Genomic DNA, 26,628 nt, shown 5'->3' on the forward strand with positions numbered 1-26,628 from the left:
CGAACGAGAATATTTCACATGCCCTCCCTGGCCTGGCACGACATCGATACCGTATTGCTGGATATGGACGGCACCCTGCTGGACCTGCACTACGACAACCACTTCTGGTTGGAGCACCTGCCCCAACGCTACGCCGAGCTGCATGGCATCAGCCGTGCGATGGCCGAGCTGGAAATGCAGCCGCTGTTCGAACGCCACGCCGGCTCGCTGAACTGGTACTGCCTGGATTTCTGGAGTGCCGAGCTGAAGCTGCCGGTGCGCGAGCTGAAACTGGAAACGGCCGACCTGATCGCGCTGCGCCCGGACGCCGACACCTTTCTGCAGGCGATCCGCCAGGCCGGCAAGCGGGTGATCCTGATCACCAATGCTCATCGCGATTCGTTGTCGTTGAAGCTGGAACGGGTGGCGCTGGCGCCCTATTTCGAGCGGCTGATCAGCTCCCATGACTATGGCTTCCCCAAGGAAGACCAGCAGTTCTGGAGCGCATTGCACGCGGATACCGGGTTCGACCCGGCACGCAGCCTGTTCATCGACGACACCCTGGCGATACTGCGCAGCGCGCGCGACTTTGGCGTGGCGCACCTGCTGGCAGTGCGCCAGCCGGACAGCCGCAAGGGGCCGCGGGATACGGCGGAGTTTGCGGCGCAGGAAGATTATCGGGACTTGTTGCAGGGGCTGTAGGCCGCTTCGCCGGCTCCTACACAAGGCACCTTACCTGTAGGAGCCGGCGTTGCCGGCGAAGGCCGCACCACCAAGCTGGAGCCTTACTCCGGAAGACGCAGCGTCTGCCCCGGGTAGATCTTGTCGGGATGGCTCAGCAACGGCTTGTTGGCCTCGAAGATCTTGTTGTACTGGTTGGCATTGCCATACACCGCCAACGAAATCGCACTCAGCGTGTCGCCCTTCTTCACCACCACGAAACGCGCCGCTGCCACGACCGGGCCGGTCACGGTGAGCTGGTCGTCCACCGACGCCACGCCGGCAATGTTGCCCAGCGCCAGCAGGATCTTCTCCTTCTCTTCCTGGCTGCCTACCTCGCCCGTGACCGTGACCTTGTCGCCGTCGACGGTGGTCTGGATGTTCGGGTTGCCCAGGCCGACCTTCTGCACGTGCTCCTTCAACTGGTCGTCAGCCTTGGCGTTGCCGGGGGTGAGCAGGTCGATCAGTTTTTCACCCGCTTCTTTCACGAAACTAAAAATGCTCATCCTGTGCTCCTTAGGTATCAATGACCGGAGCAGGCAGTCTAGGACAAGATAGAATGCTTCGCCTGCCAATGCCCCGGAACGACGATGGATATCAAACAACTCAAATTCCTCATCGCCCTGGATGAAACCCGCCACTTCGGCCAGGCCGCCGCGCGCTGCCACGTGACCCAGCCCACGCTGTCGATGCGCCTGCGCAACCTGGAGCGCGAACTGGGCCTGCCGCTGGTCAACCGCGGCCAGCGTTTCGAGGGCTTCACCGCCCAGGGCGAGCGCGTGCTGGCCTGGGCGCGCTCGGTACTCTCGGCCTACGACGGCCTGTACGCCGAGGCCGCCGCCTGTCGCGGGCACCTGGCCGGCACGCTGCGCCTGGGGGTGGTGCCGCTGTCGAGCTTCGACCCGCTGCCGCTGCTGCAGCGCCTGCACCGCCAGCACCCCGAGCTGCGTTTCGAGCTGAGCGCGTTGAGCTCCGAACAGATTCTCGACCAGCTGGCGAGCAACCGCCTGGACCTGGGCGTGTCGTACCTGGAGCGTCTCGACAGCGAGCGCTTCGAGGCCCTGCCCCTGGGCGACACACGCATGGGCCTGCTGTTCGACCCACGTCACTTCGCATTCGCCGAACAGCCGTTGAGCTGGGAGGCCGTGGCCGAGCTGCCGCTGGGCCTGCTGACCGCCGGCATGCACTTTCGCCAGTCCATCGACCACGCCTTCCATACCCGCGGCCTGGCCCCGCAGTTGCTGTTGCAGACCGACGCCGTTCATCAGCTGGTGCAAGCGGTGGAGGGTGGCCTGTGCTGCGCGGTGATGCCGCTGAACGCCGGGCTCGAAGCACTCACCGGCCACCTGCGCCTGCAACCGATAGACCAGGCCACCACGCTGGCGCCCCTGGGGCTGATCATGCGCCGCAGCGCGCCGCGCTCGGCCCTGGCCGAGGCCTGCATCGCCGAGTACCGCCTGTCGCTCGACCCGGCGTGATCGACGCGCTCTATCAATGCATCGGCAGTAGCGATTAGACGATACCCGAGTGCAGGCCTAGGCTTAAGGCTGACCTGCCTGCCGGTACCTGCCGATGACCATCAAACCCCCGGCCTGCGGGGCGTCCACGCCCCTGGCCGCGCCCGCTGCCAGCAACCGCTACGACTACCGCCAGCTTGACGACAACAGCCAGGGTGGCGCCGACCTCGCCGAAGAGGTGGCCCTGGCGATCGCCTACAACGGCATCAGCCAGGCGGTGATGCTGGTGAGCCCTACCGATCTGCACGACTTCATCGTCGGTTTCAGCATCGGCAGCGGCATCATCGCCTCCCCCGACGACATCTATGACGTGAGCTTCACGGCCAGCGGCTCGGCCATCCATGCCGAGGTGCAGATAGCCAGCCGCGCCTTCTGGAACCTCAAGAACCAGCGCCGCCAACTGGCCGGCACCAGCGGCTGCGGCCTGTGTGGCGTCGAGGCGGTGGAGCAGGCGCTGCCCGATCTGCAGGTGCTGCCCGGCGCGCCCCTGCCGCCGCCGCACTGGCTGGACGGCCTGCGCCAGCGCATCAGCGCCTTCCAGCCACTGGGCCAGCACTGCGGCGCGGTGCACGCGGCACTGTTCATGAACGATCAGGGCGAACTGCTGCTGGGCCGCGAAGACATCGGCCGGCACAACGCCCTGGACAAGCTGATCGGCGCCCTGGTGCGTCAGCACATCGCCCTCGACGGCGGCCTGGCGGTAGTCACCAGCCGCTGCAGCCTGGAGCTGATCCAGAAGGTGCTGCGCGCCGGCATCCAGACCCTGGTGAGCCTGTCTGCGCCCACCGGCCTGGCGCTGCAATGGGCGCGCCGCCACCAGCTCAACCTTATCCACCTGCCGCACCACAGTGCGCCAAGGGTCTACAGCCCGGCGCAGGAGAGTCGCCCGTGAGCCTGCATCATCAAGCCGACCAGAAGCCGGTCCCCCGCTACAAGCCCTACCACGGCGCCGCCGGCGGCTGGGGCGCGCTGCGCAGTGTGGCGCAGGCCTGGATCGGCAGCGACAACGCGCTGAAGAACATCCGCGCCCTGCTCAAGACCAACCAGAACGGCGGCTTCGACTGCCCGGGCTGCGCCTGGGGCGACTCGCCGGAAAGCGGCATGGTCAAGTTCTGCGAGAATGGCGCCAAGGCGGTCAACTGGGAGGCCACCAAGCGCCGGGTCGATGCGGCCTTCTTCGCCCGCCACAGCGTCACCTCGCTGCTGGGCCAGAGCGACTACTGGCTGGAGTACCAGGGCCGGCTCACCGAGCCGATGGTGTACAACCCCTCCAACGACCGTTACCAGCCGATCAGCTGGGACAACGCCTTCGCCCTGATCGCGCGCCACCTCAACGGCCTGACCAGCCCCGACCAGGCGGAGTTCTATACCTCGGGCCGGGCCAGCAACGAGGCGGCCTACCTGTACCAGCTGTTCGTGCGCGCCTACGGCACCAACAACTTCCCGGACTGTTCGAACATGTGCCACGAGGCCAGCGGCGTGGCCCTGGGCCAGAGCGTCGGGGTCGGCAAGGGTACGGTGACCTTCGACGATTTCGAGCACGCCGACGCGATCTTCGTGTGGGGCCAGAACCCTGGTACCAACCACCCGCGCATGCTTGAACCGCTGCGCGAGGCGGTCAAGCGCGGTGCCCAGGTGGTGTGCGTGAACCCGCTCAAGGAGCGCGGCCTGGAGCGCTTCCAGCACCCGCAGCACCCGCTGGAGATGCTCACCAACGGTGATCGTCCGACCAACACCGCCTATTTTCGCCCCGCCCTGGGCGGCGACATGGCGCTGCTGCGCGGCATGGCCAAGTTCCTCCTGCAGTGGGAGCGCGAGGCGCAGGCAACAGGTGCGCCAGCGGTGTTCGACCATGCCTTCATCGCCGAGCACACTGCGGCCGTGGAGGCCTACCTTGAAGTGGTCGAGGCCAGCAGCTGGGAGCAGATCGTGCAACAGTCGGGCCTGGGCCTGGCCGATATCGAGCAGGCCGCACGCATGTATGCGCGGGCCGAAAAAGTCATCATGTGCTGGGCCATGGGCATCACCCAGCACCGTCACTCGGTGCCGACCATCCAGGAAATCGCCAACCTGATGCTGCTGCGCGGCAACCTTGGGGTGCCAGGGGCCGGGCTATGCCCCGTGCGCGGCCACAGCAACGTGCAGGGCGACCGTACCATGGGCATCAACGAACGCCCGCCGGTGGCGCTGCTGGATGCACTGGAGCGCCGCTTCGGCTTTGCCGTGCCGCGCCACAACGGCCACAACACGGTGGAGGCGATTCGCGCCATGCTCGATGGCAAGGCGCGGGTGTTCATCGGGCTGGGCGGCAACTTCGCCCAGGCCACCCCCGACACCGAGCGCACTGCGCAGGCGCTGCGCAACTGCGAGCTGACGGTGCAGATCAGCACCAAGCTCAACCGCAGCCACCTGATCCACGGGCAGCAGGCGCTGATTCTGCCGTGCCTGGGACGCACCGATATCGACCTGCAGGGCGAAGGCCCGCAGGCAGTGACGGTGGAGGACTCGTTCAGCATGGTGCATGCCTCCAACGGCCAGCTCAAACCGCTGTCGCGCCAGATGCGCTCGGAGCCGGCGGTGATCGCCGGAATCGCTGCCGCCACCCTGGGCAGCAAACCGGTGGACTGGCATTGGCTGGTGGCCGACTATGGGCGCATTCGCGAACTGATCGCCGACACCATTCCAGGGTTCGAGGGGTTCAACCAGCGCCTGCAGCACCCCGGTGGCTTCTACCTGGGCAACAGCGCCGGCCAGCGCCAGTGGAAGACGCCCAGCGGGCGGGCCAACTTCAAGGCCAATGCGTTGCCCGACGACCTGCTGCACGAGAGCGTGCGCGCCAGCGGCCAGGTGCCGGACCTGATCATGCAGTCGATGCGTTCCCACGATCAGTACAACACCACCATCTACGGGTTGGATGACCGTTACCGTGGGGTCAAGGGGCAGCGCGACGTGCTGTTCGCCAACGAGGCGGATATCATCCGGCTGGGTTTCAACCCCGGTGACAAGGCCGATATCGTGTCGTTGTGGGGCGATGGCCGCGAGCGCCGGGTCAAGGGCTTCACCTTGCTGGCGTTCGACATTCCGGCGGGGCAGGCGGCAGCGTACTACCCCGAGGTGAACCCGCTGGTGCCGCTGGAAAGCGTGGGCGATGGCAGCCATACGCCGACGTCGAAGTTCGTGGCGATCAGGATCGAGGCGGCCAGCGCCACGGCCAGGATCATCTAGGCCCCTTCGCCGGCAACGCCGGCTCCCACAGGGTCTTGCGGCGCATGCAGAACGCTGTGGGAGCTGGCTTGCCAGCGAAGAGGCCAGTTCGTTCAGCGCATAACTACGGGCAAGAAAAAGGCCCTGGCATCACTGCCAGGGCCTTCGTCCCAAGTAAGCTCAGACCCGCAAAAACGCATTAAGTTTCACTGTAAAAACAGTAACTTATAAAATTGTATACACGTCGTGCCAATCGTCGGATTTGCGTTGCCAGCGCGTGTTGCAGAGCCTCAGGATCGCCTCGTCATCCCTTTGAGGCTCCCTTATGAAGTACTCCTCGATTCTGCTGTTGTCTCTCGGCCTGCTCAGTGGCGTTGCCTCGGCAGGTGGCTCCACCGAAGCCGGTATCGGCGGCGCATTGGGCGGGGTATTGGGTTCGGTGGTTGGCCAGTCGATCGGTGGCAGCACCGGTTCGGCCATCGGCGCCGGCCTGGGCGGTGCAGCCGGTAGCGCGGTAGGTGCCGACAAGCGCAGCCGCGGCGAGGCGGCCATCGGTGGCGCACTGGGTGCGGCCGGCGGCAACGTGGTGGGCCGCAGCGTGGGCGGCAACACCGGCAGCCTGATCGGCGCCGCAGCCGGCGGCGGTGCGGGCGGTGCACTGGGCAACTACATGGGCAACAAGAGCGACGACGAAGACCGCCGCTACAACAACCGCGGCCGCGGCTACGACGACCGCCGCCACTACCGCGATCGCGGCCACCACTACGGCCATCGCAAGCACGACAAACGCTGGCGTCACCGCTGAATTCCATCGACGCTGCCGGCCCCGCGCCGGCAGCGCCGCAGTTGTACCCGCAAACGTAGCAATCAAGCCATGTGCCATCACGCCATTGGCTTAAGCCATTCACCTAAGCCTTTCCCCGCCCCGCCCCCTGCGCGAAAACCTTCGAGCCTGTTGTTCGGCCAGCTTTCCAGCCTTTTATATTGACTGTCCGATCAACATCGGCAGGGGCCTGTTTGCGTCGGCTGTTTTGTGACTGACGGGTCGGCTTAAGGGGCGTCCCGATTTTGACGTCAAATAGCAATCGCTATGATCCGCCCCACCTTAAGCGACGCAGTGGGCGCACGGAATGCGGATGTACCTGGGAATATGGATCGGCACGGCCCTCGGCGCCTGCGGCCTGCTGCTCGACCTGCTGCCCCTGGGCCTGGCCGGGCTGTCGCTGGTACTGCTTGCCAGCACCTTGCTGCGCCCGCGCCCCGTGGCACAGGTGGCTGCGGTCAGCGACGCGCCCATCGTGCTCGAACAGCCGCCACTGCACACCCTGCTGCCGGTGGTGGCGCCCAGCTGGATCGACAGCCTCCAACAGAGCCGAACCCTGCTGGGCGACAACATCAGCCAGTTGCTCGAACGCTTCGGCGCCATCAACCAGCGCCTGGAACACAGCCTCAACGACGCCGACAACGTGCTGGCCAATGGCGGCGTGGGCGAGAACCTGCGCGAGGCCAACCAGCGCCTGCGCCGGGTCACCGAAAGCTTCGCTGCCAGCAGCCAGCGCCAGCATGAATTTCTGACCACCATCAATCATCTGGGCAGCTACGCCGGCCAGCTCCAGCAGATGGCCAAGCGCGTGCAGGAAGTTGCCAGCCAGACCAACCTGCTGGCGCTCAATGCCGCCATCGAGGCTGCCCGCGCCGGCGAGTTCGGCCGCGGCTTCTCGGTGGTCGCCGACGAGGTGCGCAAGCTCTCCAGCCTGTCGGCCGAGACCGGCCAGTCGATGGACGCCAAGGTGGGCGAGATCAACCAGTCGATCCAGTCCAGCATCGATGCCGCCACCGTGCTGGGCAGCGAAGAACAGGCCAACCTGCGCGAGCTGGAGCAGGTGCTCGACGAGGTGATCAGCGACCTGGGCGGCAACCTCGACGCCCTCGACGGCGCCTCGCGGGCGCTGCAACAGGATGCCCGCGCCACCCAGGCAGATATCCACGCGATCATGGTCAGCCTGCAGTTCCAGGATCGCGCCGACCAGATGCTCGACCACCTGCAGGCCGACCTGCTGCAACTGCTCGATGCCCTGGCGCACGACGACCCGCGCCTGCACGACCCGCAAGGCTGGCTGCAGCAATTGCGCCAGCGCTTCACCACCAGCGAGGAACGGGCTGGCCACAGCCAGTCGGCATCCAGCAGCGACGTGACCTTTTTCTAACTCCGGAAGCCCTGAACATGGCCAAGACCATCCTGATCGTGGACGACTCCGCCTCGATGCGCCAACTCGTGAAAATCAGCCTGGCCAGCGCCGGCCACCAGGTGATCGAAGCCTGTGACGGGCGCGACGCGCTGAACAAGCTCACCGGGCAGAAGATCAACCTGGTGATCAGCCACGTGAACATGCCCAACCTGGACGGCATCGGCCTGGTCAAGGCGCTCAAGGCGCGCAACGAATACCGCTTCACCCCGATCATGATGCTCACCACCGAAAGCGAGCAGGCCAAGAAGGCCGAGGGCCAGGCCGCCGGAGCGCGGGCCTGGATCGTCAAGCCGTTCCAGCCCCAGCAGTTGCTGGCGGCTGTCGAAAAGCTGATTGGCTGACGCGCATGTTCACACTCGCCGCAGCCACCGCCGACATCCCCGCACGGCTACGCCTGGACGGCGACCTGACCATCTATGAGGTGCGCGCCGCACGCGAGCAGCTGCTGGCCCTGTTGCCCGCTCAGCCAGTGCCCTGGCAACTGGACCTGGGCGGCCTGGGCGAGCTCGACAGTGCCGGCGTGCAACTGCTGCTGAGCCTGCACAAGACCCTCTGCGCAAATGGCCACGAGGCCGAGGTGATCGCCCTGCCGGGCAACGCCCGGGCGTTGCTGGAGCTGCTGCGCCTGCCCGCATTGTGCCCGGCCGGTAGCCCCGTGCCGTGCGAGGAGTGAGCATGTTCGACGCCGAGCAATGGAGCCAGCTGCTGCAGGGCTTTCTCGAAGAGGCCCGCGACCTGCTCAAGGAAGCCGAAGACAGCCTGCTGCGCCTGGAAGCCCGCCCCGATGACGACGCGGCGATCAACGCGCTGTTTCGCGCCGTGCACACGCTCAAGGGCTCGGCGGGGATCTTCTCCCTCGACCCACTGGTGGCGCTGGCGCACCAGCTGGAAAACCTGCTGATGGGGGTACGCGACGGTGCGCGGGTGCTGGACGCTCCGCTCACCTCGTTGATGCTGCAGTGCATGGACGAACTGGGGGTGATGCTCGACAGCATCGACCCGCAGCAGGTCAGCATGCCAGCGCACACGCCACGCCACGCCGCCCTGCTGACGGCATTGCAGGCACATCAGGGCGAGCTGCCCGCGTCTGTGGACAACCCGCTGGCAGCCCCGCACGGTGCGCCCCGCTTGCGTACCTGGCACCTGTCGATCCGCTTTGCCAGCGAGCTGCTGAGCAACGGCTTCGACCCGGCGGCGTTCATCCGCTACCTGGCGCGGCTGGGCGACATCCTCAGCCTGCAGACCCTCACCTGGGCCGTGCCGGAGCTCGACAGCCTCGACCCGGAGGCCTGCTACCTGGGCTTCGAAGTGAGCCTGCACAGCGACGCCAGCCGCGAGCAGCTCGAAGACGTGTTCGCCCTGGTGCAGGACTTCTGCACCCTGCGCCTGCAGGCCCAGGAGCCGACCGATACCGCCTTGCCGGCCGAACCCCGCGCACCGGCGCAAACGTTGGCGCCTGCAACCGCCACACCCTTGCCATCGATGCCCGCCGGCGAGCCGCGCACTGCCTCCAGCAGCCAGGTCAAGGTGGCTGCGCAAAAGCTCGACGAGCTGATCAACCTGGTCGGCGAGCTGGTCATCGCCACCGCCGGCGCCCAGATGCAGGCCCTGCGCAGTGCCCACGCCGCCTGCATCGAAAGCGTGCAGGCGGTGCAGCAACATGTGGAGCAGATCCGCGAGCGGGCGCTGAAACTGCGCATGGTCGAAGTGGGCGAGACCTTCAACCGCTTCCACCGCGTGGTGCGCGATGTGAGTCAGGCGCTGGACAAGCAGATCGCGCTGACCATCAGCGGCGGCGACACCGAGCTGGACAAGACCCTGATCGACCGCATCGCCGACCCGCTGGTGCACCTGGTGCGCAACGCCATCGACCACGGCATCGAGGCCCCTGCCGAGCGCCGCGCCGCCGGCAAGCCCGAGCAGGGTCAGTTGCGCCTGAACGCCTACCACGACTCGGGCATGATCGTGCTCGAGATCCAGGATGACGGGCGCGGCCTGAACACCGCGAAGATCCGCGAAAAGGCCATCGCCCGCGGCATGCTCGACAGCGATTCGCCGATGAGCGAACAGGACATCCACCTGCTGATCTTCGAAGCGGGTTTTTCCACCGCCGAGCAGGTGTCCAACCTGTCCGGACGCGGGGTGGGCATGGACGTGGTGCGCAGCGCCATCGACCAGTTGCGCGGGGTCATCGAGATCGACTCCAGGGCCGGCCATGGCTGCACCTTCCGCATCCGCCTGCCGCTGACCCTGGCGATCATCGACGGGTTTCTGGTGAGCGTGGGCGAGGAGCACTTCGTGATCCCGCTGGACATGGTCACCGAATGCATGGAGGCGCCCGCCAACCAGGCCGAGCAGGGCCACCTGAACCTGCGCGGGCGGCCGCTGCCGTGCATCGACCTGCAACCGCATTTCGGCCTGCCGCGCAGCGCCTGCGTGCGCCGCAACATCGTGGTGGTCAGCCAGGGCCGGCAGCATGCCGGGCTGATCGTCGACCAGTTGCACGGCGAACTGCAGACCGTGATCAAGCCCTTGGGGCAACTGTTCCAACACCTCAGTGGCATCAGCGGCTCGACCATCCTCGGCTCTGGCCAGGTGGCGCTGATACTCGATATCCCCAGCCTGTTCCGCCAGTCGCAGCAACGCGCCGAAGGCGAGACGCCGCACCTGTTGCCAAGCCCTTCCGGAGAATAGACATGCAGTTGATCAGCAATATGAAGATAGGCGTGCGCCTGACCCTGGGCTTTCTGCTGGTGGTGGCGCTGACCGCGCTCATCGGAGTCATCGGCCTGCGCAACCTGGAGCAGGTCAACGGCCTGTCGGACCGCATGTACGAGTTGGACGTGGCCGGCCTGAGCACCTTGCAGCAAGCCAACATCCAGCTGCTGATGGCCAACCGCGCCGTGCGCCAGAGCCTGCTCTCCACCACCGCCCAGGAGCGCGACCAGTCGGCCGCCACCGCCCGCGCGGCGATGGAAAAGACCCGCGAACTGCTGATCAAGGCGCGCGAGCACTTCATCACCAAGGAAGGCCGCGCCCAGGTGGAAAGAATCGACGCGCCGCTGCAGGCCTACATCAGCGTGGCCAACCAGTTGCTGGGGGTGCACCAGCAGTCGGGCGACCTGCAGATTGCTTCCGAAGCGCTGGCGTTGATGCCGCAGAACGTCGCGGCGGCCAACGTGGTCGACCAGTTGCTGGGTGAGGCCAGCGCTGCCAAGCAGGCGCGCGCCGGCGAGGCGAACGCCGAGATCAGCGTCATCTACGAACGCTCGCGGGTGCAGATGATCGCCCTGGTCGCCGCCGCAACCCTGATCGGCATGCTGATCGGCGTGCTGGTCACCCGCAGCATCACCCGGCCGCTGGCAGGCGCAGTGCAGGCCGCCGACCGCATGGCCGCCGGCGATCTGAGCCAGGACCTGGTAGTGACCCACAAGGACGAGACCGGGCAGTTGCTGGGCTCGATGCAGAACATGACCCTGCGCCTGCGCAGCATCCTGGGCGATGTACGCAGCGCCGCCGATGCGCTGTCGTCGGCCTCCGAACAGGTCAGTTCGACCTCGCAATCGCTGAGCCAGGCGGCCAACGAGCAAGCCGCCAGCGTCGAGCAGACCAGCGCTTCGGTCGAGCAGATGTCGGCCTCGATCGCGCAGAACACCGAAAGCGCCAAGGTCACCGACGGCATCGCCGGCAAGGCGGCCAACGACGCGGTGCAGGGCGGCGGCGCAGTGGGCGACACGGTGCTGGCGATGAAGCAGATCGCCGAGAAGATCGGCATCATCGACGACATTGCCTACCAGACCAACCTGCTGGCGCTCAACGCCGCCATCGAGGCCGCCCGTGCCGGCGATCACGGCAAGGGCTTTGCCGTGGTGGCCGCCGAGGTGCGCAAGCTGGCCGAACGCAGCCAGGTGGCGGCGCAGGAAATCGGCCAGGTGGCCTCCAGCAGCGTGCAACTGGCCGAACAGGCCGGCAGCCTGCTCAGCGAGATCGTGCCCAACATCCAGAAGACCTCGGACCTGGTGCAGGAAATCACCGCCGCCTCGCAGGAGCAGAGCAGCGCCGCCGGGCAGATCAACATCGCCATGGGCCAGATGAACCAGATCACCCAGCAGAACGCCTCGGCTTCCGAAGAGCTGGCCGCCACCGCCGAAGAGATGAACGCCCAGGCCGGCCAGTTGCAGGAGCTGATCGGCTTCTTCCGCTTCGAGGCCGGCAGCACTGCGCGTGCCCTGCCCCGGGTGGGCGAACCGCAAGTCGGCGCCTACAAGCCCACCCACAAGGCGCTGATCGATGAAGGCCAGTTCGTCAGCTTCACTTGACCGAGGCGTACCCATGCACACCCTAGAGTCTGCGGCGCCCGCGCCGCACCTGCCCACCAGTGTCCAGCACCTGACCTTTCGCGTGCGCGAGGCCGGCTATGCACTGCCCATCGAACTGGTGCGCGAGATCATCGAGTACGCCGAGATCACCCGCGTGCCGATGATGCCCGCCTACATTCACGGCGTGCTCAACCTGCGCGGCAACGTGGTGCCGGTACTGGACCTGGCAGCACGCTTCGGCATGGAACTGACCGAGGCCGGCAAGCGCACCTGCATCGTGATCATCGCACTGCCCCTCGAGGACGGCGTGCAGCGCATCGGCCTGGTGGTGGATGCGGTGGACGCGGTACTCGACATCGACCCGCACGGGGTGGTGCCGGCGCCGCCGTTCGGCACCGGCATCCGTGCCGACTTCATTGCCGGCATGGCCCAGCAGGAGCAGGGCTTTTTGATCATCCTGAACATGCCCCAGGTGCTGTCGCTGGAAGATATCCGCTACCTCAGCCAGGCGGCGAAGGGCTCCTGAATGCCCTCGACCTTCAAACTGCCGGTGCTGGGCGAACAGGAGTTCAGCCGCCTGCAGACGCTGATGAGCAGCGCCTCGGGCATCCACCTGGCCAGCAACAAGCGCTCGCTGGTGGCCGGGCGCCTGATGAAACGCCTGCGTCACTACCACCTGGACAACTACCGCGACTACCTGCACCTGATCGAGCGCCCGACCCACAGCCGCGAGCGGCGCCTGGTGATCGACCTGCTGACCACCAACGAGACCTACTTCTTTCGCGAGTTCCCGCACTTCGAATTCCTTGGCCAGTGGCTGGGCCGGCGCAAGGGGCCGCTGCGGCTGTGGAGCGCGGCCTGCTCGTCGGGCGAGGAGCCCTACAGCCTGGCCATGACCGTGGCCGAGCACGCCACCGGCAGCGACTGGTCGATCCTGGCCAGCGACCTCAGCCAGAGCATGCTGACGCTGGCCGAGCAAGGCATCTACGACATCGCCCAGGCGCGCTACTTTCCCGATGGCTGGATGCAGCGCCACTGCCTGTGCGGGGTTGGCGACATGCACGGGCGCCTGCGCGTGCAGGCGCACCTGCGAGCGCGGGTGAGCCTGCGCGAGATCAACCTGGTGCAGCCGCTGCCCGAGGGCCTGGGGCCCTTCGACGTGATATTCCTGCGCAACATCCTGATCTACTTCGACACCCCGCAGAAACAGCTGATCGTGCAGCGCCTGGTCAACCAGCTGCGCCCCGGCGGGCTGCTGTTCATCGGGCACGCCGAAAGCATCCACGGCTTCGAGCTGCCGCTCAGGCTGGTGCACCCCTCGGTGTTCGAGCGCGTATGACCGAGCGTGCGGCGGCGCCGGTGCGGGTGTTCATCGTCGACGACTCGGCGCTGGTGCGCCAGGTGCTCAACCAGTGCCTGAACGACCACCCGCGCATCCGCGTGATCGGCATGGCCGCCGACCCGCTGTATGCCATCGAGAAGATGCGCCGGGACTGGCCCGATGTGCTGGTGCTGGACATCGAGATGCCGCGCATGGACGGCCTGACCTTTCTGCGCCAGATCATGGCCGAGCGCCCCACGCCGACCATCATCTGCTCGACCCTCACCGAAGCCGGCACCGACCTCAATCTCCAGGCCCTGGCCGCCGGGGCGGTCGGCGTGTTCACCAAGGCCCGGCTGGGCCTGCGCCAGAGCCTGGAAAACCTCGCCAGCGGGCTGATCCGCAGCATCGAGGAAGCGGCCCGCACCCGCCCGGTATTGTTACCTCTGTCGCAGGCGAAAGAAAAAACCAGTGCACTGCCTGCAACCCCAAGCAAAACCACCGAGCGAATCGTTACACTTGGCTGCTCGACCGGCGGCACCCAGGCGCTGGAGTTCATCCTGCGTCAGCTGCCGCGCGATTGCCCGGGCATCGTGATCGTGCAGCACATGCCGGCCAGGTTCACTGCCGACTTCGCCAGGCGCCTGAACAGCCTCTGTCAGATCGAGGTGCGCGAGGCCAGGCATCTGGACCGTGTCCACAGCGGCCTGGCACTGCTGGCCCCGGGGGGCCTGCACATGCAGCTCAAACGCAGTGGTGCGCACTACCTGGTGGAGGTGCTCGACGGTCCCGCCGTCAATCGGCACAAACCCTCGGTCGATGTCCTGTTTCGCTCCGCCGCCCGGCATGCCGGGGGCAATGCCCTTGGCATCATCATGACCGGGATGGGCGATGACGGTGCCCGAGGCCTGCTGAGCATGCGTGAGCAAGGCGCCGCCACCGTGGCACAGGACGAGGCCAGTTGCATCGTGTTCGGCATGCCCAAGGAAGCCATACGGCTGGGTGCGGCCCAGGCGGTGGAACCGCTGACACGGTTGCCGGCGCTGATCGCCCAGTTCAGCGACAACCCACGTGCCAGCTGAGCCATACACCGCCCCTTACCTTGCGACACAGGCCTACCTATGCTTTGCCGAATACTCCTTGCAGACGAGTCGCCCCTGTTCAGAGCGGGGCTGCGCGCGCTGCTCGAACAAAAACAAGATTACGCAGTGGTGGGTGAAACCGGTGACGGCGTGAGCGCCGTCGAGCTCGCCGAACAGCTCAAGCCGGACATCATCATGCTGGACATGGCGCTGGATGCGCTGGAGAGCGAAGAGATCCTGCGCGAGCTGTGCCTGCGCGTGCCGGCAAGCATGGTGCTGATGCTGTCGGCGCGCTCGGAGCTGGAGTTCGTGATGAAGTGCCTGCAGCAGGGTGCCCACGGCTTTCTGCTCAAGACCGCCACCGTGCTGGAACTGGAGCTGGCGTTGCAGGCGTTGAAGAACGGCGGCCAGTACCTGTCGTCGGCGGTGTTGCCGCTGGTGATCGGGCAGGCGGTCAAGCACAGCCGCAAGCGCCATGCCGGCAGCAGCACCATGCAACTGACCACCCGCCAGCTGGAGATCCTGCGCCTGATTGCACGAGGCGAGTCGACCCGCTCGATTGCCGATGGCCTGGGCCTGAGCGTGAAGACGGTGGAGGCGCACCGCTCGCAGATCATGCACCGCCTGCAGATACACGACATACCGGGCCTGGTGCTGTTTGCGGTGCGCGAAGGCATCATCCGCATCAACGACTGACCGCGCCGGGTTTCAGCCTTGCAGGGCTACCAGGGCGCCTTGCAGGGCCGTCGGCAAGCTGGCGGGCTGGCCGGTGGCACGCTCGACGAACACCTGCACCATGCGCCCGGCGGCGCAGGGCTGAGCTTCACCGACCTTGAACAGGGCCAGTTGGTATTCCACCGAACTGCCGGCCACCCGCACCGCGCGCAGGCCGACTTCCAGGCATTCGGGGAAGGCGGCCGAGGCGAAGAAGTCGCACCCCGAACTGACCACGAACCCCACCACCTCGCCATCCTGCGGGTCGAGCCCGGCATGCTCGATCAGGTAGGCCTGCACGGCGCTGTCGAAGAAGGCGTAGACCGTGGCGCTGGCGATGTGGCCGTTGACGTCGTTGTCCTGCCAGCGGGTCGGCAGGGGGTGGACGTGGGGGTAGTGGTGGCGTTCGGGGAGGTGGGTCATGGGTGGCCTGTACCGGGCGGAAAAGGTAGAGAAGCTTCCCACACTTGTGATTCAACTGCTCACAGCGATCTGCTGTCGAGCCAACAAGGCTGACAACGCCGATCTATCAGGCCGTGGTGCGTTGCAGCAGATGTAGGAGCGGGCCTTGCCCCGCGATGCGCCGCGCGGGCGGCGCTCGGTCTGGAGTGCACTGGTGAAATCAAGGCATGCGCTTTCAGCACCCTGATGCACTTTCAAGGCAAGTAGCTGTGATCTCCTTCAATTAGGTCCGGCCGAGGATCTCGGTGGCGCCTATGTGCCCGGCAATGCATTTCTAGCGCACTGGGTATTGAGCGCCGCCCGCGGCGCTTCGCCGGCAAGGCCGGCTCCTACATCTGCTGCAACGCACCATGGCCTGACAGATAAGCGCTGCAAACCTTCATTGCTGGTACAAACGAAAAAGCCGCCCATTCGGGCGGCTTTTTCTCAGCTGGCGAGCAGCAACTTACAGTTGCGGACCCGCTGCCTTGATGGCGTCGGAAACGTCGAACTTCTTGAAGTTCTCGATGAACAGCGAAGCCAGGCCCTTGGCCGCTTCGTCGTAGGCAGCGCTGTCAGCCCAGGTGTTGCGCGGGTTGAGCAGTACGGTTTCAACACCCGGTACCAGTTTCGGCACGTCCAGGTTGATGATGTCAAGGTGCTGGGTTTCAGCACCGACCAGTGCGCCGCTCTGGATGGCCGCGATCACCGCACGGGTGGTCGGGATGTTGAAGCGCTTGCCCACACCGTAGCCACCACCGGTCCAGCCGGTGTTGACCAGGTACACCTTGGAACCGAAACCACGGATACGCTTGATCAGCAGTTCAGCGTATTCGCCAGCCGGACGCGGGAAGAACGGCGCGCCGAAGCAGGTGGAGAAGGTCGACTTGATGCCGCTGCCCGAACCCATTTCGGTGGAGCCCACCAGCGCGGTGTAACCGGACAGGAAGTGGTAGGCCGCCTGCTCTTCGCTGAGGATCGATACTGGTGGCAGTACGCCGGTCAGGTCGCAGGTCAGGAAGATCACTGCGTTGGGCTCGCCACCCAGGTTCTTCTCGGAACGCTTGGCAACGTGCTCGAGCGGATAGGCCGCACGGCTGTTCTGGGTCAGGCTGACATCGGAGTAGTCAGCGTGCTTGGCGTCGTCGATGACGACGTTTTCCAGCACGGCGCCATGCTTGATGGCTTTCCAGATGACCGGCTCGTTCTTCTCCGACAGGTCGATGCACTTGGCATAGCAACCGCCTTCGATGTTGAACACCACGCCCTCGCCCCAGCCGTGCTCGTCGTCACCGATCAGGTAACGGCTTTCGTCGGCCGACAGGGTGGTCTTGCCGGTGCCCGACAGGCCGAAGAACAGGGTCACGTCGCCTGCTTCGCCGATGTTGGCGGCGCAGTGCATCGGCAGCACGTCGGCAGCCGGCAGCAGGAAGTTCTGCACCGAGAACATGGCTTTCTTCATCTCGCCGGCGTAACGCATGCCAGCGATCAGTACCTTCTTCTGGGCGAAGTTGAGGATCACGCAACCGTCGGAGTTGGTGCCGTCACGCTCGGGCACGCATTCGAAGTTGGCGACATTGAGCACTTGCCACTCATCACGACCGGCCGGGTTGTACTGCGCCGGGTTGATGAACAGGCAACGGCCGAACAGGTTCTGCCAGGCAGTCTGGGTGGTCATGCGTACCGGCAGGTAGTGCTCGGCAGCCGCACCTACGTGCACGTGGGAAACGAAATGATCCTGGGCGTTGTTGAACGCCTCGACGCGGTCCCACAGGGCATCGAACTTGTCGGCCGGGAACTTGCGGTTGATCGGGCCCCAGGCGATGGCAGACGAGGTGGACGGCTCGTCGACGATGAAACGGTCGACCGGCGAACGACCGGTACGGTGACCAGTTTTCACGACCAGCGCGCCCGTATCGGCCAGCTCGCCTTCACCGCGGTTCAGCGCTTCTTTTACCAGTTCATCGACGCTCAGGTCGGTGTACACGGTGTTGTTGGCTTGCGTCATGAGATTCCCCATCCGGCCTGCGGCCGAGTGCTCCGAACGTTTTGTAGTAGAGCTTTTAAAACTACTACAGCGAAAAAAGTGGCGGGATTATGCCAGAAACGCCCAAAAAAAGTAGGGCCCTCCTGTCAGAACGGCGTGTTTCCGGCGTTCGACAGGAGATTTACCTGAGCTTAAACGTTTTAGTGACGAGTATCTGACGGTGCGTCAACACCCCCGCCGGCGAACAATTGTGCGATTTCGGTTTCATCGAACAGGTAGCGCTGGTTGCAGAACTGGCAGTCGATTTCGATCGCCCCGCCATGCTCGGCCGCCAGGGCCAGGGCATCGTCCTGGCCGAGGCTCACCAGCGCGTTGCCCGAGCGCTCACGCGAGCAACTGCAGCGGAACTGCAGCGGCTGGATATCGAACAGGCGCACGGCATCCTCGTGGTACAGACGGTGCAGCACGGTCTCGTTGTCCAGGCCCAGTTGCTCTTCGGCCTTCAGCGTGTTGGCCAGGGCCGTGACGTGCTTCCAGCTGTCTTCGCGGTCGTCCTCGTCCTTCTGGCGGTCGGCCGGCAACTGCTGCAGCAGCAGGCCGCGGGCGCGCTGGCCATCGGCGTTGAGCCAGAAGCGCGTGCCCACCTGCTGGGACATCACGAAGTAGTTGGTGAAGCACTCCGAGAGGTTCTCGCCATCCAGGTCGACAATGCCCTGGTAGCGCTGGCCCTGCGCCGGGTCGATGGTCAGCGCCAGCTGGCCATCGGGCATCAGGTCGCCCAGGGTGGCATCGGGGGCGATCTGCTCGGCGTGGTAGCGCGCCAGGCCACGGATGTCGCGCTCGCTGGAGCACTCGATCATCAGCAGCGGGATCGGCCCTTCGGAGCGTGCCTGCAGGATCAGCAGGCCGTCGAACTTGAGCGCGCCCACCAGCAGCGCCGCCGCGGCCATCAGCTCACCGAGCAGTTGCGCCACCGGCTGCGGGTAGGGGTGCTTGGCCAGGACTTCGGCGTAGCTGCGCTCGAGCGAAACCAGTTCGCCGCGTACGTCGCGCTCGTCGAAGATGAAGCGTTGGGTGAAGTCGGTATCTGGCAAATCGGACATGGTTTCTGGCTTTCTGAAAGATGACAAAATAATTTCAAGGGCCTATAAAGCCCCGTTTAGAGCACCAGAATGGTGCGAACGATAGCGCTGTAAAAGAGGTAGTTTATGGACAATCCACCCCTGTTCCAAGCCAGGTGGGCTTGGGGCCCCCTGTGTCTGGCTACGTTGATTCCCGTTGCACTACTGTGTTTCTGGTTATGGCCCGTTGGCCAGGCCCTTTGCATGGCGCTCGACGAATGGCTGTTCCACGCCCTCAATCGCCCACTGGCCGACAACACCCTGTGGCGCAGCATCTGGACCCTGGGCAGCCTGCGCCCGTTCGACATCGTGGTCGGGCTCATCATGCTGATGCTGCTGATTCGCGGCGACTGGGTATTCAAGGCCGTCGAGGTGCGCCGGGCTTTTTTCGGCTTCCTGGTGACCCTGCTGGTGCTGGTGGTGATCCGCGCCCTTTTCTCCAAGCTGGTACGCCTGATGGGCTGGCAGCACCATAGCCCGTCGATGGTGTTCAGTGACGCCATCATGCTCAGCGACTACTACCCGGCGCTCGAAGCGCGCTGGGAGCTCAAGGACCGTTCCAGCCAGAGCTTCCCCGGCGACCACGCCTCGGTGCTGCTGCTGTGGGCACTGTTCATGAGCCTGTTCAGCCGCCGCCTGATGCAGCATGTGCTGATCTGGGCACTGGCGGTGCTGTTCATGCTGCCACGCCTGGTGGCGGGTGCCCACTGGGGCCAGGACGACTATATCGGCGGCCTGGGCATGGCCATCCTGGCGCTGGGCTGGAGTTACTATACGCCGTTTGCTGCCCGGACCAGCGCCGGCCTGATGCGTGTCACCGCGCCCTTGTTCGGTTGGCTGGCACGGCTGCCGCTGCTCGGCCGCCTGAGCGTGATCGGCGCGCGGGGCTAACCGGCGCTGTCGTGCAACTGATGTAGCTGGCGGCGCTGCTTCTTGGTGGGCCGCCCGTCGGTGCTTACCCCAAGGGCGCCGGCCTTGCGCAGCGCCGCGGCCTGCTCGCGGCGTGCCAGGCTCTGTGCGGTCTCCTCGTACAGCGCCTGTGCCTCGGGTGCGCCGCGGCGCACCACCGACAGCGCCGTGACCACCACGGTACGCTCGTCGAAACCGGTACGCAGCACGAACTCGTCACCCACCCGCGGCTCCTTGCCCGGCTTGCAACGCTCGCCCCGACAATGCACCTTGCCGCTCTCGATCGCCGCCTTGGCCAGGGCGCGGGTCTTGTAGAAGCGCGCCGCCCACAACCATTTGTCCAGGCGAACCTTGTCGTCCTCTTCCGGCTTTTGTGCCATGGCATTTCCCCGATTCATTTGTTTCATGGAACTGTACTACCGTAACTGGCGGATGCAAAAAATACGCGGCGTGCTTACAGTTCACCGACTTTTACCCAGGTTGTGCATCTTGAAGACATTTGACCATTTGAGCGTGATCGGCCTGCGCGAGTGGGTGGCCTTGCCCGACCTCGGCGTGGCAGGCCTGCGCGCCAAGATCGACACCGGCGCCAGCACCTCCAGCCTGCACGCCACCGAAGTGGAAACCTTCGAACGCGATGGTGAAACCTGGGTCCGCTTCAACGCGCACCTGGGTTCGGTGGTACAACTGCGTCACCGGCGCTGCGAAGCGCCGCTGGTGACGATGAAGACCATCAAGAGCTCCAATGGCCATGCCCAGACCCGCTACGTGATCCGCACGCCCCTGGCGCTCGGCGACCGGGTGTGGGAAGTGGAGTTCACCCTGGCCTGCCGCAAGGCCATGCGCTATCGCCTGCTGCTCGGCTCCAAGGCCCTGGTACACGGCCAGCTGGTGGTCAACCCGGGCCTCAAATACGTACAGGACAAGCCGGCCTCTCCGGCCACCATTACCCCCTCCACAGGTGTTGCATGAAGATCGCTGTGCTGTCGCGGAACCCGCGTCTGTATTCCACTCGTCGTCTGGTCGAAGCCGGTACGCAACGAGGCCATGAAATGGTTGTGATCGATACCCTGCGCGCCTACATGAACATCGCCAGCCACAAGCCGCAGATCCACTATCGCGGCAAGCCGCTGGAAGGGTTCGACGCCGTCATCCCGCGCATCGGCGCGTCGGTGACGTTCTATGGCTGCGCGGTGCTGCGCCAGTTCGAGATGATGGGCGTGTTCCCGCTCAACGAATCGGTGGCCATCGCCCGCTCGCGGGACAAGCTGCGCTCGCTGCAGCTGCTGTCGCGCCGTGGCATCGGCCTGCCGGTCACCGGCTTTGCCCATTCGCCCGACGACATCCCCGACCTGATCCAGATGGTCAACGGCGCCCCCCTGGTGATCAAGGTGCTCGAGGGCACCCAGGGCATCGGCGTGGTGCTGTGCGAAACCACCAAGGCGGCCGAGTCGGTGATCGAGGCCTTCATGGGCCTGAAGCAGAACATCATGGTGCAGGAGTACATCAAGGAGGCCGGTGGCGCCGACATTCGCTGCTTTGTGGTGGGCGACAAGGTGATCGCCTCGATGAAGCGCCAGGCCAAGCCCGGCGAGTTCCGTTCCAACCTGCACCGGGGCGGCACCGCCAGCCTGATCAAGGTCACCCCGGAAGAACGCATGACCGCCATCCGCGCTGCCAAGGTCATGGGCCTGAGCGTGGCCGGCGTGGATATCCTGCGCTCCAATCACGGCCCGCTGGTGATGGAGGTCAACTCCTCGCCGGGCCTGGAAGGCATCGAGGTCACCACCGGCAAGGACGTGGCCGGGATGATCATCGAACACCTGGAGAAGAACGGCGGGCCGAACCTGACCCGCACCAAGGGCAAGGGCTGAGCCCTTGCGTCCCTAGACCGCGTCGCGTGGCAGCAGCAGGCCCAGGGGCAAGCGTACCCGCGCCTCGATGCCGCCACCGGAACGGTTGCGCAGCTCCACATTGCCGCCGTGCTGGGCGGCAATGCGCTTGACGATAGCCAGGCCCAGGCCGGTGCCCTTGCCGCTGCGGGCGCGATCACCGCGAATGAACGGATTGAAGATCGCCTCCAGCTCACCCGGATCGATGCCGGCGCCGCGGTCGAGCACGCTCAGCACCACGTAGGGCGCGCTGGTGTCACCCGAGACATAGGCCGCCACTTCCACGCCCTGCCCGGCGTGATGCAGCGCATTGCCGATCAGGTTGTTGAGCAGGCGCTTGATCGAAACCCGGCGCAGCGGAAACGGCGGTATCGGCTCCAGGCACAGCCGCACCTGCTCTTCGGGCTGGTTGAACGGCGCGACCACCTCGCGTACCAGGTCGCTGAGGTCCACCTCCTCGACCGGCTCGTCGCGGCCATCGCGGATGAACGCCAGGAACTGGTCGAGAATCGCGTCCATGTCCTCGATGTCGCGCACCATGTCGTCGGTCAGGTCGCTTTCGTTGGCCAGCAGCGACAGCGACAGGCGCAGGCGCGTCAGCGGCGTGCGCAGGTCATGGGACACCCCGGCCAGCATCAGCTCACGCTCGCGCCCCGCCTGCTCGACATCCTCTGCCATCTGGTTGAAGGCCCGGTAGACCTCGGTCATCTCGCTGGGCGTGTCGCTGATCGGCAGGCGCACGCTGCGCCCCTGGCCCAGTTGCCGGGCGGCGAACACCAGGCGCTTGAGCGGCTGGTTGAGCTGGCGCACGAAGATCCAGGCCGAAGCCGTGGACAACAGGCCGATGGCCAGGAACCAGCCCAGCACGTTCCAGATCTTCTGGCCGCGCAACGGGTGCGGGTACAGCGGCACCTTCAGCCAGCCATCGCCCAGGCTCGGGGCCTGTACCCACAGCGCCGGCGGCGCATGGATGCGCAGGCGCACCTCGGTGTCCTCGCCCAGTTCGGCCTGCATCTGGCGCTGGTAGATCTCGCTGTAGGGCCAGTGCTGCTCACCCTCGGGCACACCGGTGCCGACCACCCGCTTCAAGCCGGCGGCTTCGGCAATCTTCTCGCGGTTTTCCTCATCGGCCGCCCAGTAGGCGCGCAGCGTCAGTGCGACGCCGTGGCTGTACTGGCGGTCCACCAGCACGTCCTCGTTCATCAGCAGGTACACCAGCGTCAGTGCCTTGGAGAACAGCACCACGGCCAGCACCAGCCACAGCGTGCGGGCGAAGAAGCTTTGGGGGAACCACAATGGCGTTTTCATGGGCGACGGCTACACGGTTGGCAGGAGCGAGCGCGGCTCGCAGGCGTTGCGGATTTCGGCACAGGCAAAAACAGGGCAACCCGAGGGGCGCCCTGCCTATGCTGACCTGCTCCTGTACAAGGCTTCACTTGCCGGCATTGCCATCCGGCACGAAGACATAGCCCACACCCCAGACGGTCTGGATATAGCGTGGCTTGGAAGGGTCGGGTTCGATCATGCGGCGCAAACGCGAGATCTGCACATCGATGGAGCGCTCCAGGGCGTCCCACTCGCGACCGCGCGCCAGGTTCATCAGCTTGTCGCGGGTCAGCGGCTCGCGGGCATGCATCACCAGCGCCTTGAGCACCGCGAATTCGCCGGTGGTGAGCATGTGCACTTCGTCGCCGCGCTTGAGTTCGCGGGTGGCCAGCGACAGCGCGTAGTCGCCGAAGGTGACGGTTTCGTCCTCGCTGCCTGGTGCGCCCGGTACCACCGGGGCCTGACGACGCAGCACGGCCTTGACCCGCGCCATCAGTTCGTCGGGGTTGAACGGCTTGGCCAGGTAGTCATCGGCGCCCAGTTCCAGGCCCTTGATGCGGCTGAGCTCGTCACCCTTGGCGGTGAGCATGATGATCGGCACCTGGTTGTTTGCCCCGCGCAGGCGCTTGCAGGCGGTCAGGCCGTCTTCGCCGGGGAGCATCAGGTCGAGCACGATCAGGTTGAACACTTCACGCGCCAGCAGGCGGTCCATCTGTTCGGTGTTGGGTACGGCACGGGCACGGTAGCCCTTGCTGGTGAAGAAACGCTCCAGCAGGCTGCTCAGGCCCGGGTCGTCATCGACGATGAGGATTTTCTCGCCTTCGGCGGGTTGTGCAGTGCTGCTCATGGGTAGCTCCTTTAATCTCGGCGGGCATTATGGCTTAGGCGCCATTTGAGCGTGCCGTGTGCATTGTTAGCAGATTTTTCCCAAGTCGCCAGCGGCATGCCCCGACAGGCTGGCGCGCCGCGATCCCCGCAAGCCCGGAACGCTGGGTATAATGCGCCGCTTTGATCCAGCGTCGCCCTGCTCGAGCGCGCCCCGTGGCGCCGGCCTGCGGCCTTTGCATTCACGAATTGTCAGGTGGTTTTATGGACAGCATCAACAGCCGCATCGCCGAGGAACTCGGTGTCCGCCCGCAACAGGTCGAAGCGGCCGTGGCTCTACTTGATGAAGGCTCCACGGTGCCCTTTATCGCCCGTTACCGTAAAGAAGTGACCGGCAGCCTGGACGACACCCAACTGCGCAACCTGGAAGAGCGCCTGCGCTACCTGCGCGAACTCGACGACCGCCGCGCCAGCATCCTGGCCAGCATCGAGGAGCAGGGCAAGCTGACCCCGGAGCTGGCCCGCGAGATCAAGCTGGCCGACACCAAGACCCGCCTCGAAGACCTTTATCTGCCGTACAAGCAGAAGCGCCGCACCAAGGGCCAGATCGCCCTGGAAGCCGGCCTGGGCGAGCTGGCCGACGGCCTGTTCAACGACCCGCAGCTGAACCCGGAAACCGAAGCGGCGCGCTTCGTCGACGCCGAAAAAGGCGTGGCCGACGTCAAGGCGGCCCTCGAAGGCGCCAAGTACATCCTCATGGAGCGCTTCGCCGAAGACGCCAGCCTGCTGGCCAAGCTGCGCAACTTCCTCAAGCAGGAATCGGTGCTCAGCGCTCGCCTGGTGGCCGGCAAGGAAGAGGAAGGGGCAAAGTTTCGCGACTACTTCGAACACGACGAGCCGCTCAAGAGCGCGCCCTCGCACCGCGCCCTGGCGATCTTCCGCGGGCGCAACGAAGGCGTGCTGTCGGCCAGCCTCAAGGTCGGCGAAGAGCTGCCCGGCACCCTGCACCCCTGCGAAATGATGATCGGCGAGCACTTCGGCGTGAAAAACCAGAACCGCCCAGCCGACAAGTGGCTGGGCGAAGTGGTGCGCTGGACCTGGAAGGTCAAGCTCTACACGCACCTGGAAACCGACCTGTTCGGCGAGCTGCGCGACAACGCCGAGAGCGAGGCGATCAACGTGTTCGCCCACAACCTGCATGACCTGCTGCTGGCCGCCCCGGCCGGCCCGCGCACCACCCTGGGCCTGGACCCGGGCCTGCGCACCGGCTGCAAGGTGGCGGTGGTGGATGCCACCGGCAAACTGCTCGACACCGCCACGGTGTACCCGCACGTACCCAAGAACCAGTGGGACCAGACCATCGCCGTGCTCGCCGCCCTGTGCGCCAGGCACAAGGTCGAGCTGATCGCCATCGGCAACGGCACCGCCAGCCGTGAAACCGACAAGCTGGCCGCCGAGCTGATCAAGAAATACCCAGCCTTGAAGATGACCAAGATCATGGTCTCCGAAGCCGGCGCCTCGGTGTATTCGGCCTCCGAGCTGGCGGCCAAGGAATTCCCCGACCTGGACGTGTCGATCCGCGGCGCGGTGTCGATTGCCCGTCGCCTGCAGGACCCGCTGGCCGAACTGGTCAAGATCGACCCCAAATCCATCGGTGTGGGCCAGTACCAGCACGACGTGTCGCAACTCAAGCTGGCCCGTGGCCTGGATGCGGTGGTCGAGGACTGCGTGAACGCCGTGGGCGTGGACGTCAACACCGCCTCGGTGGCGCTGCTGGCACGCATCTCGGGCCTCAACAGCACCCTGGCGCAGAACATCGTGGCACACCGCGATGCCAACGGTGCCTTCAAGACCCGCGCCGCGCTGAAAAAGGTCAGCCGCCTGGGCGAGAAGACCTTCGAGCAGGCCGCAGGCTTCTTGCGCGTGATGAACGGCGACAACCCGCTGGACGCCTCGGCGGTGCACCCTGAAGCCTACCCGCTGGTACAGCGCATCGCCGCCGACACCGACCGCGACATCCGCTCGCTGATCGGCGACAGCGGCTTTCTCAAGCGCCTGGACCCGAAAAAATTCACCGACGAAACCTTCGGCCTGCCGACCGTCACCGACATCCTGCAAGAGCTGGACAAGCCCGGCCGCGACCCGCGCCCCGAGTTCAAGACCGCCGAGTTCCAGGAAGGCGTCGAAGACCTCAAGGACCTGCAACTGGGCATGATCCTCGAAGGCGTGGTCACCAACGTGACCAACTTCGGTGCCTTCGTCGACATCGGCGTGCACCAGGACGGCCTGGTGCACATCTCGGCGCTGTCGGAGAAGTTCATCAAGGACCCGCGTGAAGCGGTCAAGGCCGGCGACGTGGTCAAGGTCAAGGTCATGGAAGTGGACATTCCGCGCAAACGCGTGGGCCTGTCGATGCGCATGGGCGACACCCCAGGCGAGAAAATCGACGGCGCCCGCGGCAGCCGCCCGGGCTCGGCACCGCGCCAGCAGCAGCCGGCACGCGCCAAGGAGACCCCGGCCCCGGCCAACAACGCCATGGCCTCGCTGTTCGCCAACGCCAAGCAGTTGAAGAAGAAGTGACCGACCTGCCCGAAGAGCAGGTGCGCAGCGCATTCAGCCAACTGCTCGGCTGTCGCCTGCAACGCCTCGACCAGGGCGTTGCCGAGGTGGCCCTGGCCCTTGAGCCGCACCTGCGCAACCGCGGCGGCAAGCTGCATGGCGGGGCGATCTTCAGCCTGGTCGACATCGCCATGGGCCTGGCCTGCTCCAGCGCCCATGGCTTCGACAAGCAGAGCGTCACCGTGGAATGCAAGATCAACTACCTGCGTCCGGTCAGCGAGGGCGAGGTGCTGTGCGTGGCCCGCGTGCTGCAGGCCGGGCGGCGCATCCTGGTGGTCGATGCCGACGTGCTGCAAGGCGAAAAACTGATGGCCAGGGCCCAGGGCACCTTCACCGTGCTCTAGACGCAAACGCCCAATGTGCGGTACTTTCGGCAGTGCGCGGGCACTGCCGGAACCCTGCG

General features: G+C 65.7%; 27 protein-coding genes. 20 read left to right on the forward strand and 7 right to left on the reverse strand.

Annotation, left to right across the window (positions count from 1 at the left end; all coding sequences use genetic code 11):
* Nucleotides 1-18 precede the first annotated feature (18 nt).
* Nucleotides 19-681 (forward strand): GMP/IMP nucleotidase, encoded by a 663-nt coding sequence (gene yrfG / locus MF6396_RS22235; protein ID WP_043861644.1) that lies wholly within the window; start codon nt 19-21, stop codon nt 679-681.
* 83 nt (nt 682-764) lie between these two features.
* On the opposite strand, the gene lysM is transcribed toward yrfG, so the two are convergent.
* Complete coding sequence (lysM, locus tag MF6396_RS22240; protein ID WP_078481601.1) at nt 765-1,205, reverse strand: peptidoglycan-binding protein LysM; 441 nt, start codon at nt 1,203-1,205, stop codon at nt 765-767.
* Nucleotides 1,206-1,289: 84 nt separating this feature from the next.
* Here lysM and MF6396_RS22245 point away from each other — a divergent pair, with 84 nt between their 5' ends.
* From MF6396_RS22245 to MF6396_RS22305, 13 genes are all read left to right on the forward strand, one after another.
* Entirely contained in the window at nt 1,290-2,177 is an 888-nt protein-coding gene (locus MF6396_RS22245; protein WP_054915921.1) for a LysR family transcriptional regulator, read from the forward strand.
* 94 nt (nt 2,178-2,271) lie between these two features.
* Nucleotides 2,272-3,108, forward strand: coding sequence for a formate dehydrogenase accessory sulfurtransferase FdhD (fdhD, locus tag MF6396_RS22250; protein WP_054915920.1), 837 nt, complete (start codon nt 2,272-2,274; stop codon nt 3,106-3,108).
* Complete coding sequence (locus MF6396_RS22255; RefSeq protein ID WP_054915919.1) at nt 3,105-5,441, forward strand: FdhF/YdeP family oxidoreductase; 2,337 nt, start codon at nt 3,105-3,107, stop codon at nt 5,439-5,441. Before fdhD ends, MF6396_RS22255 begins: the two co-directional genes overlap by 4 nt.
* 304 nt (nt 5,442-5,745) lie before the next feature.
* The gene (locus MF6396_RS22260) at nt 5,746-6,225 is read left to right on the forward strand and encodes a glycine zipper domain-containing protein (protein WP_043861639.1); all 480 of its coding nucleotides are present in this window, start codon (nt 5,746-5,748) and stop codon (nt 6,223-6,225) included.
* A gap of 331 nt (nt 6,226-6,556) precedes the next feature.
* Complete coding sequence (locus MF6396_RS22265; protein ID WP_238596463.1) at nt 6,557-7,627, forward strand: methyl-accepting chemotaxis protein; 1,071 nt, start codon at nt 6,557-6,559, stop codon at nt 7,625-7,627.
* 17 nt (nt 7,628-7,644) lie between these two features.
* The gene (locus MF6396_RS22270; protein ID WP_078481603.1) at nt 7,645-8,010 is read left to right on the forward strand and encodes a response regulator; all 366 of its coding nucleotides are present in this window, start codon (nt 7,645-7,647) and stop codon (nt 8,008-8,010) included.
* A gap of 5 nt (nt 8,011-8,015) precedes the next feature.
* Nucleotides 8,016-8,342, forward strand: a complete 327-nt coding sequence (locus tag MF6396_RS22275; protein WP_078481604.1) for an STAS domain-containing protein — start codon at nt 8,016-8,018, stop codon at nt 8,340-8,342.
* 2 nt (nt 8,343-8,344) lie between these two features.
* The gene (locus MF6396_RS22280; protein WP_078481605.1) at nt 8,345-10,363 is read left to right on the forward strand and encodes a chemotaxis protein CheA; all 2,019 of its coding nucleotides are present in this window, start codon (nt 8,345-8,347) and stop codon (nt 10,361-10,363) included.
* 2 nt (nt 10,364-10,365) lie between these two features.
* Nucleotides 10,366-11,988, forward strand: a complete 1,623-nt coding sequence (locus tag MF6396_RS22285; RefSeq protein WP_043861634.1) for a methyl-accepting chemotaxis protein — start codon at nt 10,366-10,368, stop codon at nt 11,986-11,988.
* A gap of 13 nt (nt 11,989-12,001) precedes the next feature.
* Nucleotides 12,002-12,514, forward strand: a complete 513-nt coding sequence (locus tag MF6396_RS22290; RefSeq protein WP_043861633.1) for a chemotaxis protein CheW — start codon at nt 12,002-12,004, stop codon at nt 12,512-12,514.
* Nucleotides 12,515-13,327: a CheR family methyltransferase gene (locus MF6396_RS22295; RefSeq protein ID WP_043861632.1), complete on the forward strand. Its 813-nt coding sequence runs from the start codon at nt 12,515-12,517 to the stop codon at nt 13,325-13,327.
* Entirely contained in the window at nt 13,324-14,391 is a 1,068-nt protein-coding gene (locus MF6396_RS22300) for a protein-glutamate methylesterase/protein-glutamine glutaminase (RefSeq protein ID WP_054915916.1), read from the forward strand. Before MF6396_RS22295 ends, MF6396_RS22300 begins: the two co-directional genes overlap by 4 nt.
* Nucleotides 14,392-14,430: 39 nt before the next feature.
* A complete protein-coding gene (locus tag MF6396_RS22305; protein ID WP_043861630.1) occupies nt 14,431-15,087 on the forward strand; it encodes a response regulator in 657 nt (218 codons plus the stop codon).
* 12 nt (nt 15,088-15,099) lie between these two features.
* On the opposite strand, the gene MF6396_RS22310 is transcribed toward MF6396_RS22305, so the two are convergent.
* Nucleotides 15,100-15,528, reverse strand: coding sequence for an acyl-CoA thioesterase (locus MF6396_RS22310; RefSeq protein WP_078481606.1), 429 nt, complete (start codon nt 15,526-15,528; stop codon nt 15,100-15,102).
* Here MF6396_RS22310 and MF6396_RS28705 point away from each other — a divergent pair.
* Nucleotides 15,527-15,664: a hypothetical protein gene (locus MF6396_RS28705; protein WP_161493044.1), complete on the forward strand. Its 138-nt coding sequence runs from the start codon at nt 15,527-15,529 to the stop codon at nt 15,662-15,664. The two genes, MF6396_RS22310 and MF6396_RS28705, sit on opposite strands and share 2 nt — an antisense overlap.
* 348 nt (nt 15,665-16,012) lie before the next feature.
* Here MF6396_RS28705 and MF6396_RS22315 read toward each other — a convergent pair whose 3' ends face one another.
* Nucleotides 16,013-17,554 carry a phosphoenolpyruvate carboxykinase gene (locus MF6396_RS22315; RefSeq protein WP_078481607.1) on the reverse strand — a complete coding sequence of 514 codons (1,542 nt, stop codon included), beginning with the start codon at nt 17,552-17,554 and terminating at the stop codon, nt 16,013-16,015.
* A gap of 179 nt (nt 17,555-17,733) precedes the next feature.
* Complete coding sequence (gene hslO / locus MF6396_RS22320; protein WP_043861626.1) at nt 17,734-18,636, reverse strand: Hsp33 family molecular chaperone HslO; 903 nt, start codon at nt 18,634-18,636, stop codon at nt 17,734-17,736.
* A gap of 105 nt (nt 18,637-18,741) precedes the next feature.
* Here hslO and MF6396_RS22325 point away from each other — a divergent pair, with 105 nt between their 5' ends.
* Entirely contained in the window at nt 18,742-19,545 is an 804-nt protein-coding gene (locus MF6396_RS22325; protein WP_078481608.1) for a phosphatase PAP2 family protein, read from the forward strand.
* Here MF6396_RS22325 and MF6396_RS22330 read toward each other — a convergent pair.
* On the reverse strand, nt 19,542-19,943 hold the full coding sequence (locus tag MF6396_RS22330) for an RNA-binding S4 domain-containing protein (protein ID WP_043861624.1): 402 nt from the start codon (nt 19,941-19,943) through the stop codon (nt 19,542-19,544). The two genes, MF6396_RS22325 and MF6396_RS22330, sit on opposite strands and share 4 nt — an antisense overlap.
* A gap of 109 nt (nt 19,944-20,052) precedes the next feature.
* On the opposite strand from MF6396_RS22330, the gene rimB reads away from it, so the two are divergent.
* A complete protein-coding gene (gene rimB / locus MF6396_RS22335) occupies nt 20,053-20,535 on the forward strand; it encodes a retropepsin-like aspartic endopeptidase RimB (RefSeq protein WP_054915912.1) in 483 nt (160 codons plus the stop codon).
* Nucleotides 20,532-21,437, forward strand: coding sequence for a 30S ribosomal protein S6--L-glutamate ligase (gene rimK, locus MF6396_RS22340; RefSeq protein WP_043861622.1), 906 nt, complete (start codon nt 20,532-20,534; stop codon nt 21,435-21,437). Before rimB ends, rimK begins: the two co-directional genes overlap by 4 nt.
* Nucleotides 21,438-21,449: 12 nt before the next feature.
* Here the strand turns inward: rimK and MF6396_RS22345 are convergent, their stop codons facing one another.
* A complete protein-coding gene (locus MF6396_RS22345; protein ID WP_043861621.1) occupies nt 21,450-22,763 on the reverse strand; it encodes an ATP-binding protein in 1,314 nt (437 codons plus the stop codon).
* Nucleotides 22,764-22,887: 124 nt separating this feature from the next.
* Nucleotides 22,888-23,628 carry an osmolarity response regulator transcription factor OmpR gene (gene ompR / locus MF6396_RS22350; protein ID WP_043861620.1) on the reverse strand — a complete coding sequence of 247 codons (741 nt, stop codon included), beginning with the start codon at nt 23,626-23,628 and terminating at the stop codon, nt 22,888-22,890.
* A 242-nt stretch (nt 23,629-23,870) separates the two neighbouring features.
* Here ompR and MF6396_RS22355 point away from each other — a divergent pair, with 242 nt between their 5' ends.
* Together MF6396_RS22355 and MF6396_RS22360 are read left to right on the forward strand one after the other, a co-directional pair.
* Nucleotides 23,871-26,186, forward strand: a complete 2,316-nt coding sequence (locus MF6396_RS22355) for a Tex family protein (protein ID WP_058541685.1) — start codon at nt 23,871-23,873, stop codon at nt 26,184-26,186.
* Nucleotides 26,183-26,569: a PaaI family thioesterase gene (locus tag MF6396_RS22360; RefSeq protein ID WP_052504261.1), complete on the forward strand. Its 387-nt coding sequence runs from the start codon at nt 26,183-26,185 to the stop codon at nt 26,567-26,569. The genes MF6396_RS22355 and MF6396_RS22360 overlap by 4 nt, the downstream gene beginning before the upstream one ends.
* Nucleotides 26,570-26,628 lie beyond the last annotated feature (59 nt).

Source organism: Pseudomonas sp. MF6396 (assembly GCF_002018915.1).
Classification (GTDB): Bacteria; Pseudomonadota; Gammaproteobacteria; order Pseudomonadales; family Pseudomonadaceae; genus Aquipseudomonas; species Aquipseudomonas palmensis.

What these genes read in the sequence shown, in the direction of transcription:
- MF6396_RS22290 (WP_043861633.1), top strand. Translation starts at nt 12,002, where the DNA reads ATGCACACCCTAGAGTCTGCGGCGCCCGCGCCGCACCTGCCCACCAGT.
- MF6396_RS22345 (WP_043861621.1), bottom strand. Translation starts at nt 22,763, where the DNA reads ATGAAAACGCCATTGTGGTTCCCCCAAAGCTTCTTCGCCCGCACGCTG.
- MF6396_RS22300 (WP_054915916.1), top strand. Translation starts at nt 13,324, where the DNA reads ATGACCGAGCGTGCGGCGGCGCCGGTGCGGGTGTTCATCGTCGACGAC.
- MF6396_RS28705 (WP_161493044.1), top strand. Translation starts at nt 15,527, where the DNA reads ATGGGTGGCCTGTACCGGGCGGAAAAGGTAGAGAAGCTTCCCACACTT.
- MF6396_RS22270 (WP_078481603.1), top strand. Translation starts at nt 7,645, where the DNA reads ATGGCCAAGACCATCCTGATCGTGGACGACTCCGCCTCGATGCGCCAA.
- MF6396_RS22325 (WP_078481608.1), top strand. Translation starts at nt 18,742, where the DNA reads ATGGACAATCCACCCCTGTTCCAAGCCAGGTGGGCTTGGGGCCCCCTG.
- MF6396_RS22275 (WP_078481604.1), top strand. Translation starts at nt 8,016, where the DNA reads ATGTTCACACTCGCCGCAGCCACCGCCGACATCCCCGCACGGCTACGC.
- rimK (WP_043861622.1), top strand. Translation starts at nt 20,532, where the DNA reads ATGAAGATCGCTGTGCTGTCGCGGAACCCGCGTCTGTATTCCACTCGT.
- MF6396_RS22330 (WP_043861624.1), bottom strand. Translation starts at nt 19,943, where the DNA reads ATGGCACAAAAGCCGGAAGAGGACGACAAGGTTCGCCTGGACAAATGG.
- MF6396_RS22355 (WP_058541685.1), top strand. Translation starts at nt 23,871, where the DNA reads ATGGACAGCATCAACAGCCGCATCGCCGAGGAACTCGGTGTCCGCCCG.
- ompR (WP_043861620.1), bottom strand. Translation starts at nt 23,628, where the DNA reads ATGAGCAGCACTGCACAACCCGCCGAAGGCGAGAAAATCCTCATCGTC.
- MF6396_RS22280 (WP_078481605.1), top strand. Translation starts at nt 8,345, where the DNA reads ATGTTCGACGCCGAGCAATGGAGCCAGCTGCTGCAGGGCTTTCTCGAA.
- yrfG (WP_043861644.1), top strand. Translation starts at nt 19, where the DNA reads ATGCCCTCCCTGGCCTGGCACGACATCGATACCGTATTGCTGGATATG.
- MF6396_RS22315 (WP_078481607.1), bottom strand. Translation starts at nt 17,554, where the DNA reads ATGACGCAAGCCAACAACACCGTGTACACCGACCTGAGCGTCGATGAA.
- MF6396_RS22295 (WP_043861632.1), top strand. Translation starts at nt 12,515, where the DNA reads ATGCCCTCGACCTTCAAACTGCCGGTGCTGGGCGAACAGGAGTTCAGC.
- lysM (WP_078481601.1), bottom strand. Translation starts at nt 1,205, where the DNA reads ATGAGCATTTTTAGTTTCGTGAAAGAAGCGGGTGAAAAACTGATCGAC.
- fdhD (WP_054915920.1), top strand. Translation starts at nt 2,272, where the DNA reads ATGACCATCAAACCCCCGGCCTGCGGGGCGTCCACGCCCCTGGCCGCG.
- MF6396_RS22305 (WP_043861630.1), top strand. Translation starts at nt 14,431, where the DNA reads ATGCTTTGCCGAATACTCCTTGCAGACGAGTCGCCCCTGTTCAGAGCG.
- MF6396_RS22265 (WP_238596463.1), top strand. Translation starts at nt 6,557, where the DNA reads ATGTACCTGGGAATATGGATCGGCACGGCCCTCGGCGCCTGCGGCCTG.
- MF6396_RS22245 (WP_054915921.1), top strand. Translation starts at nt 1,290, where the DNA reads ATGGATATCAAACAACTCAAATTCCTCATCGCCCTGGATGAAACCCGC.
- MF6396_RS22260 (WP_043861639.1), top strand. Translation starts at nt 5,746, where the DNA reads ATGAAGTACTCCTCGATTCTGCTGTTGTCTCTCGGCCTGCTCAGTGGC.
- MF6396_RS22285 (WP_043861634.1), top strand. Translation starts at nt 10,366, where the DNA reads ATGCAGTTGATCAGCAATATGAAGATAGGCGTGCGCCTGACCCTGGGC.
- hslO (WP_043861626.1), bottom strand. Translation starts at nt 18,636, where the DNA reads ATGTCCGATTTGCCAGATACCGACTTCACCCAACGCTTCATCTTCGAC.
- MF6396_RS22310 (WP_078481606.1), bottom strand. Translation starts at nt 15,528, where the DNA reads ATGACCCACCTCCCCGAACGCCACCACTACCCCCACGTCCACCCCCTG.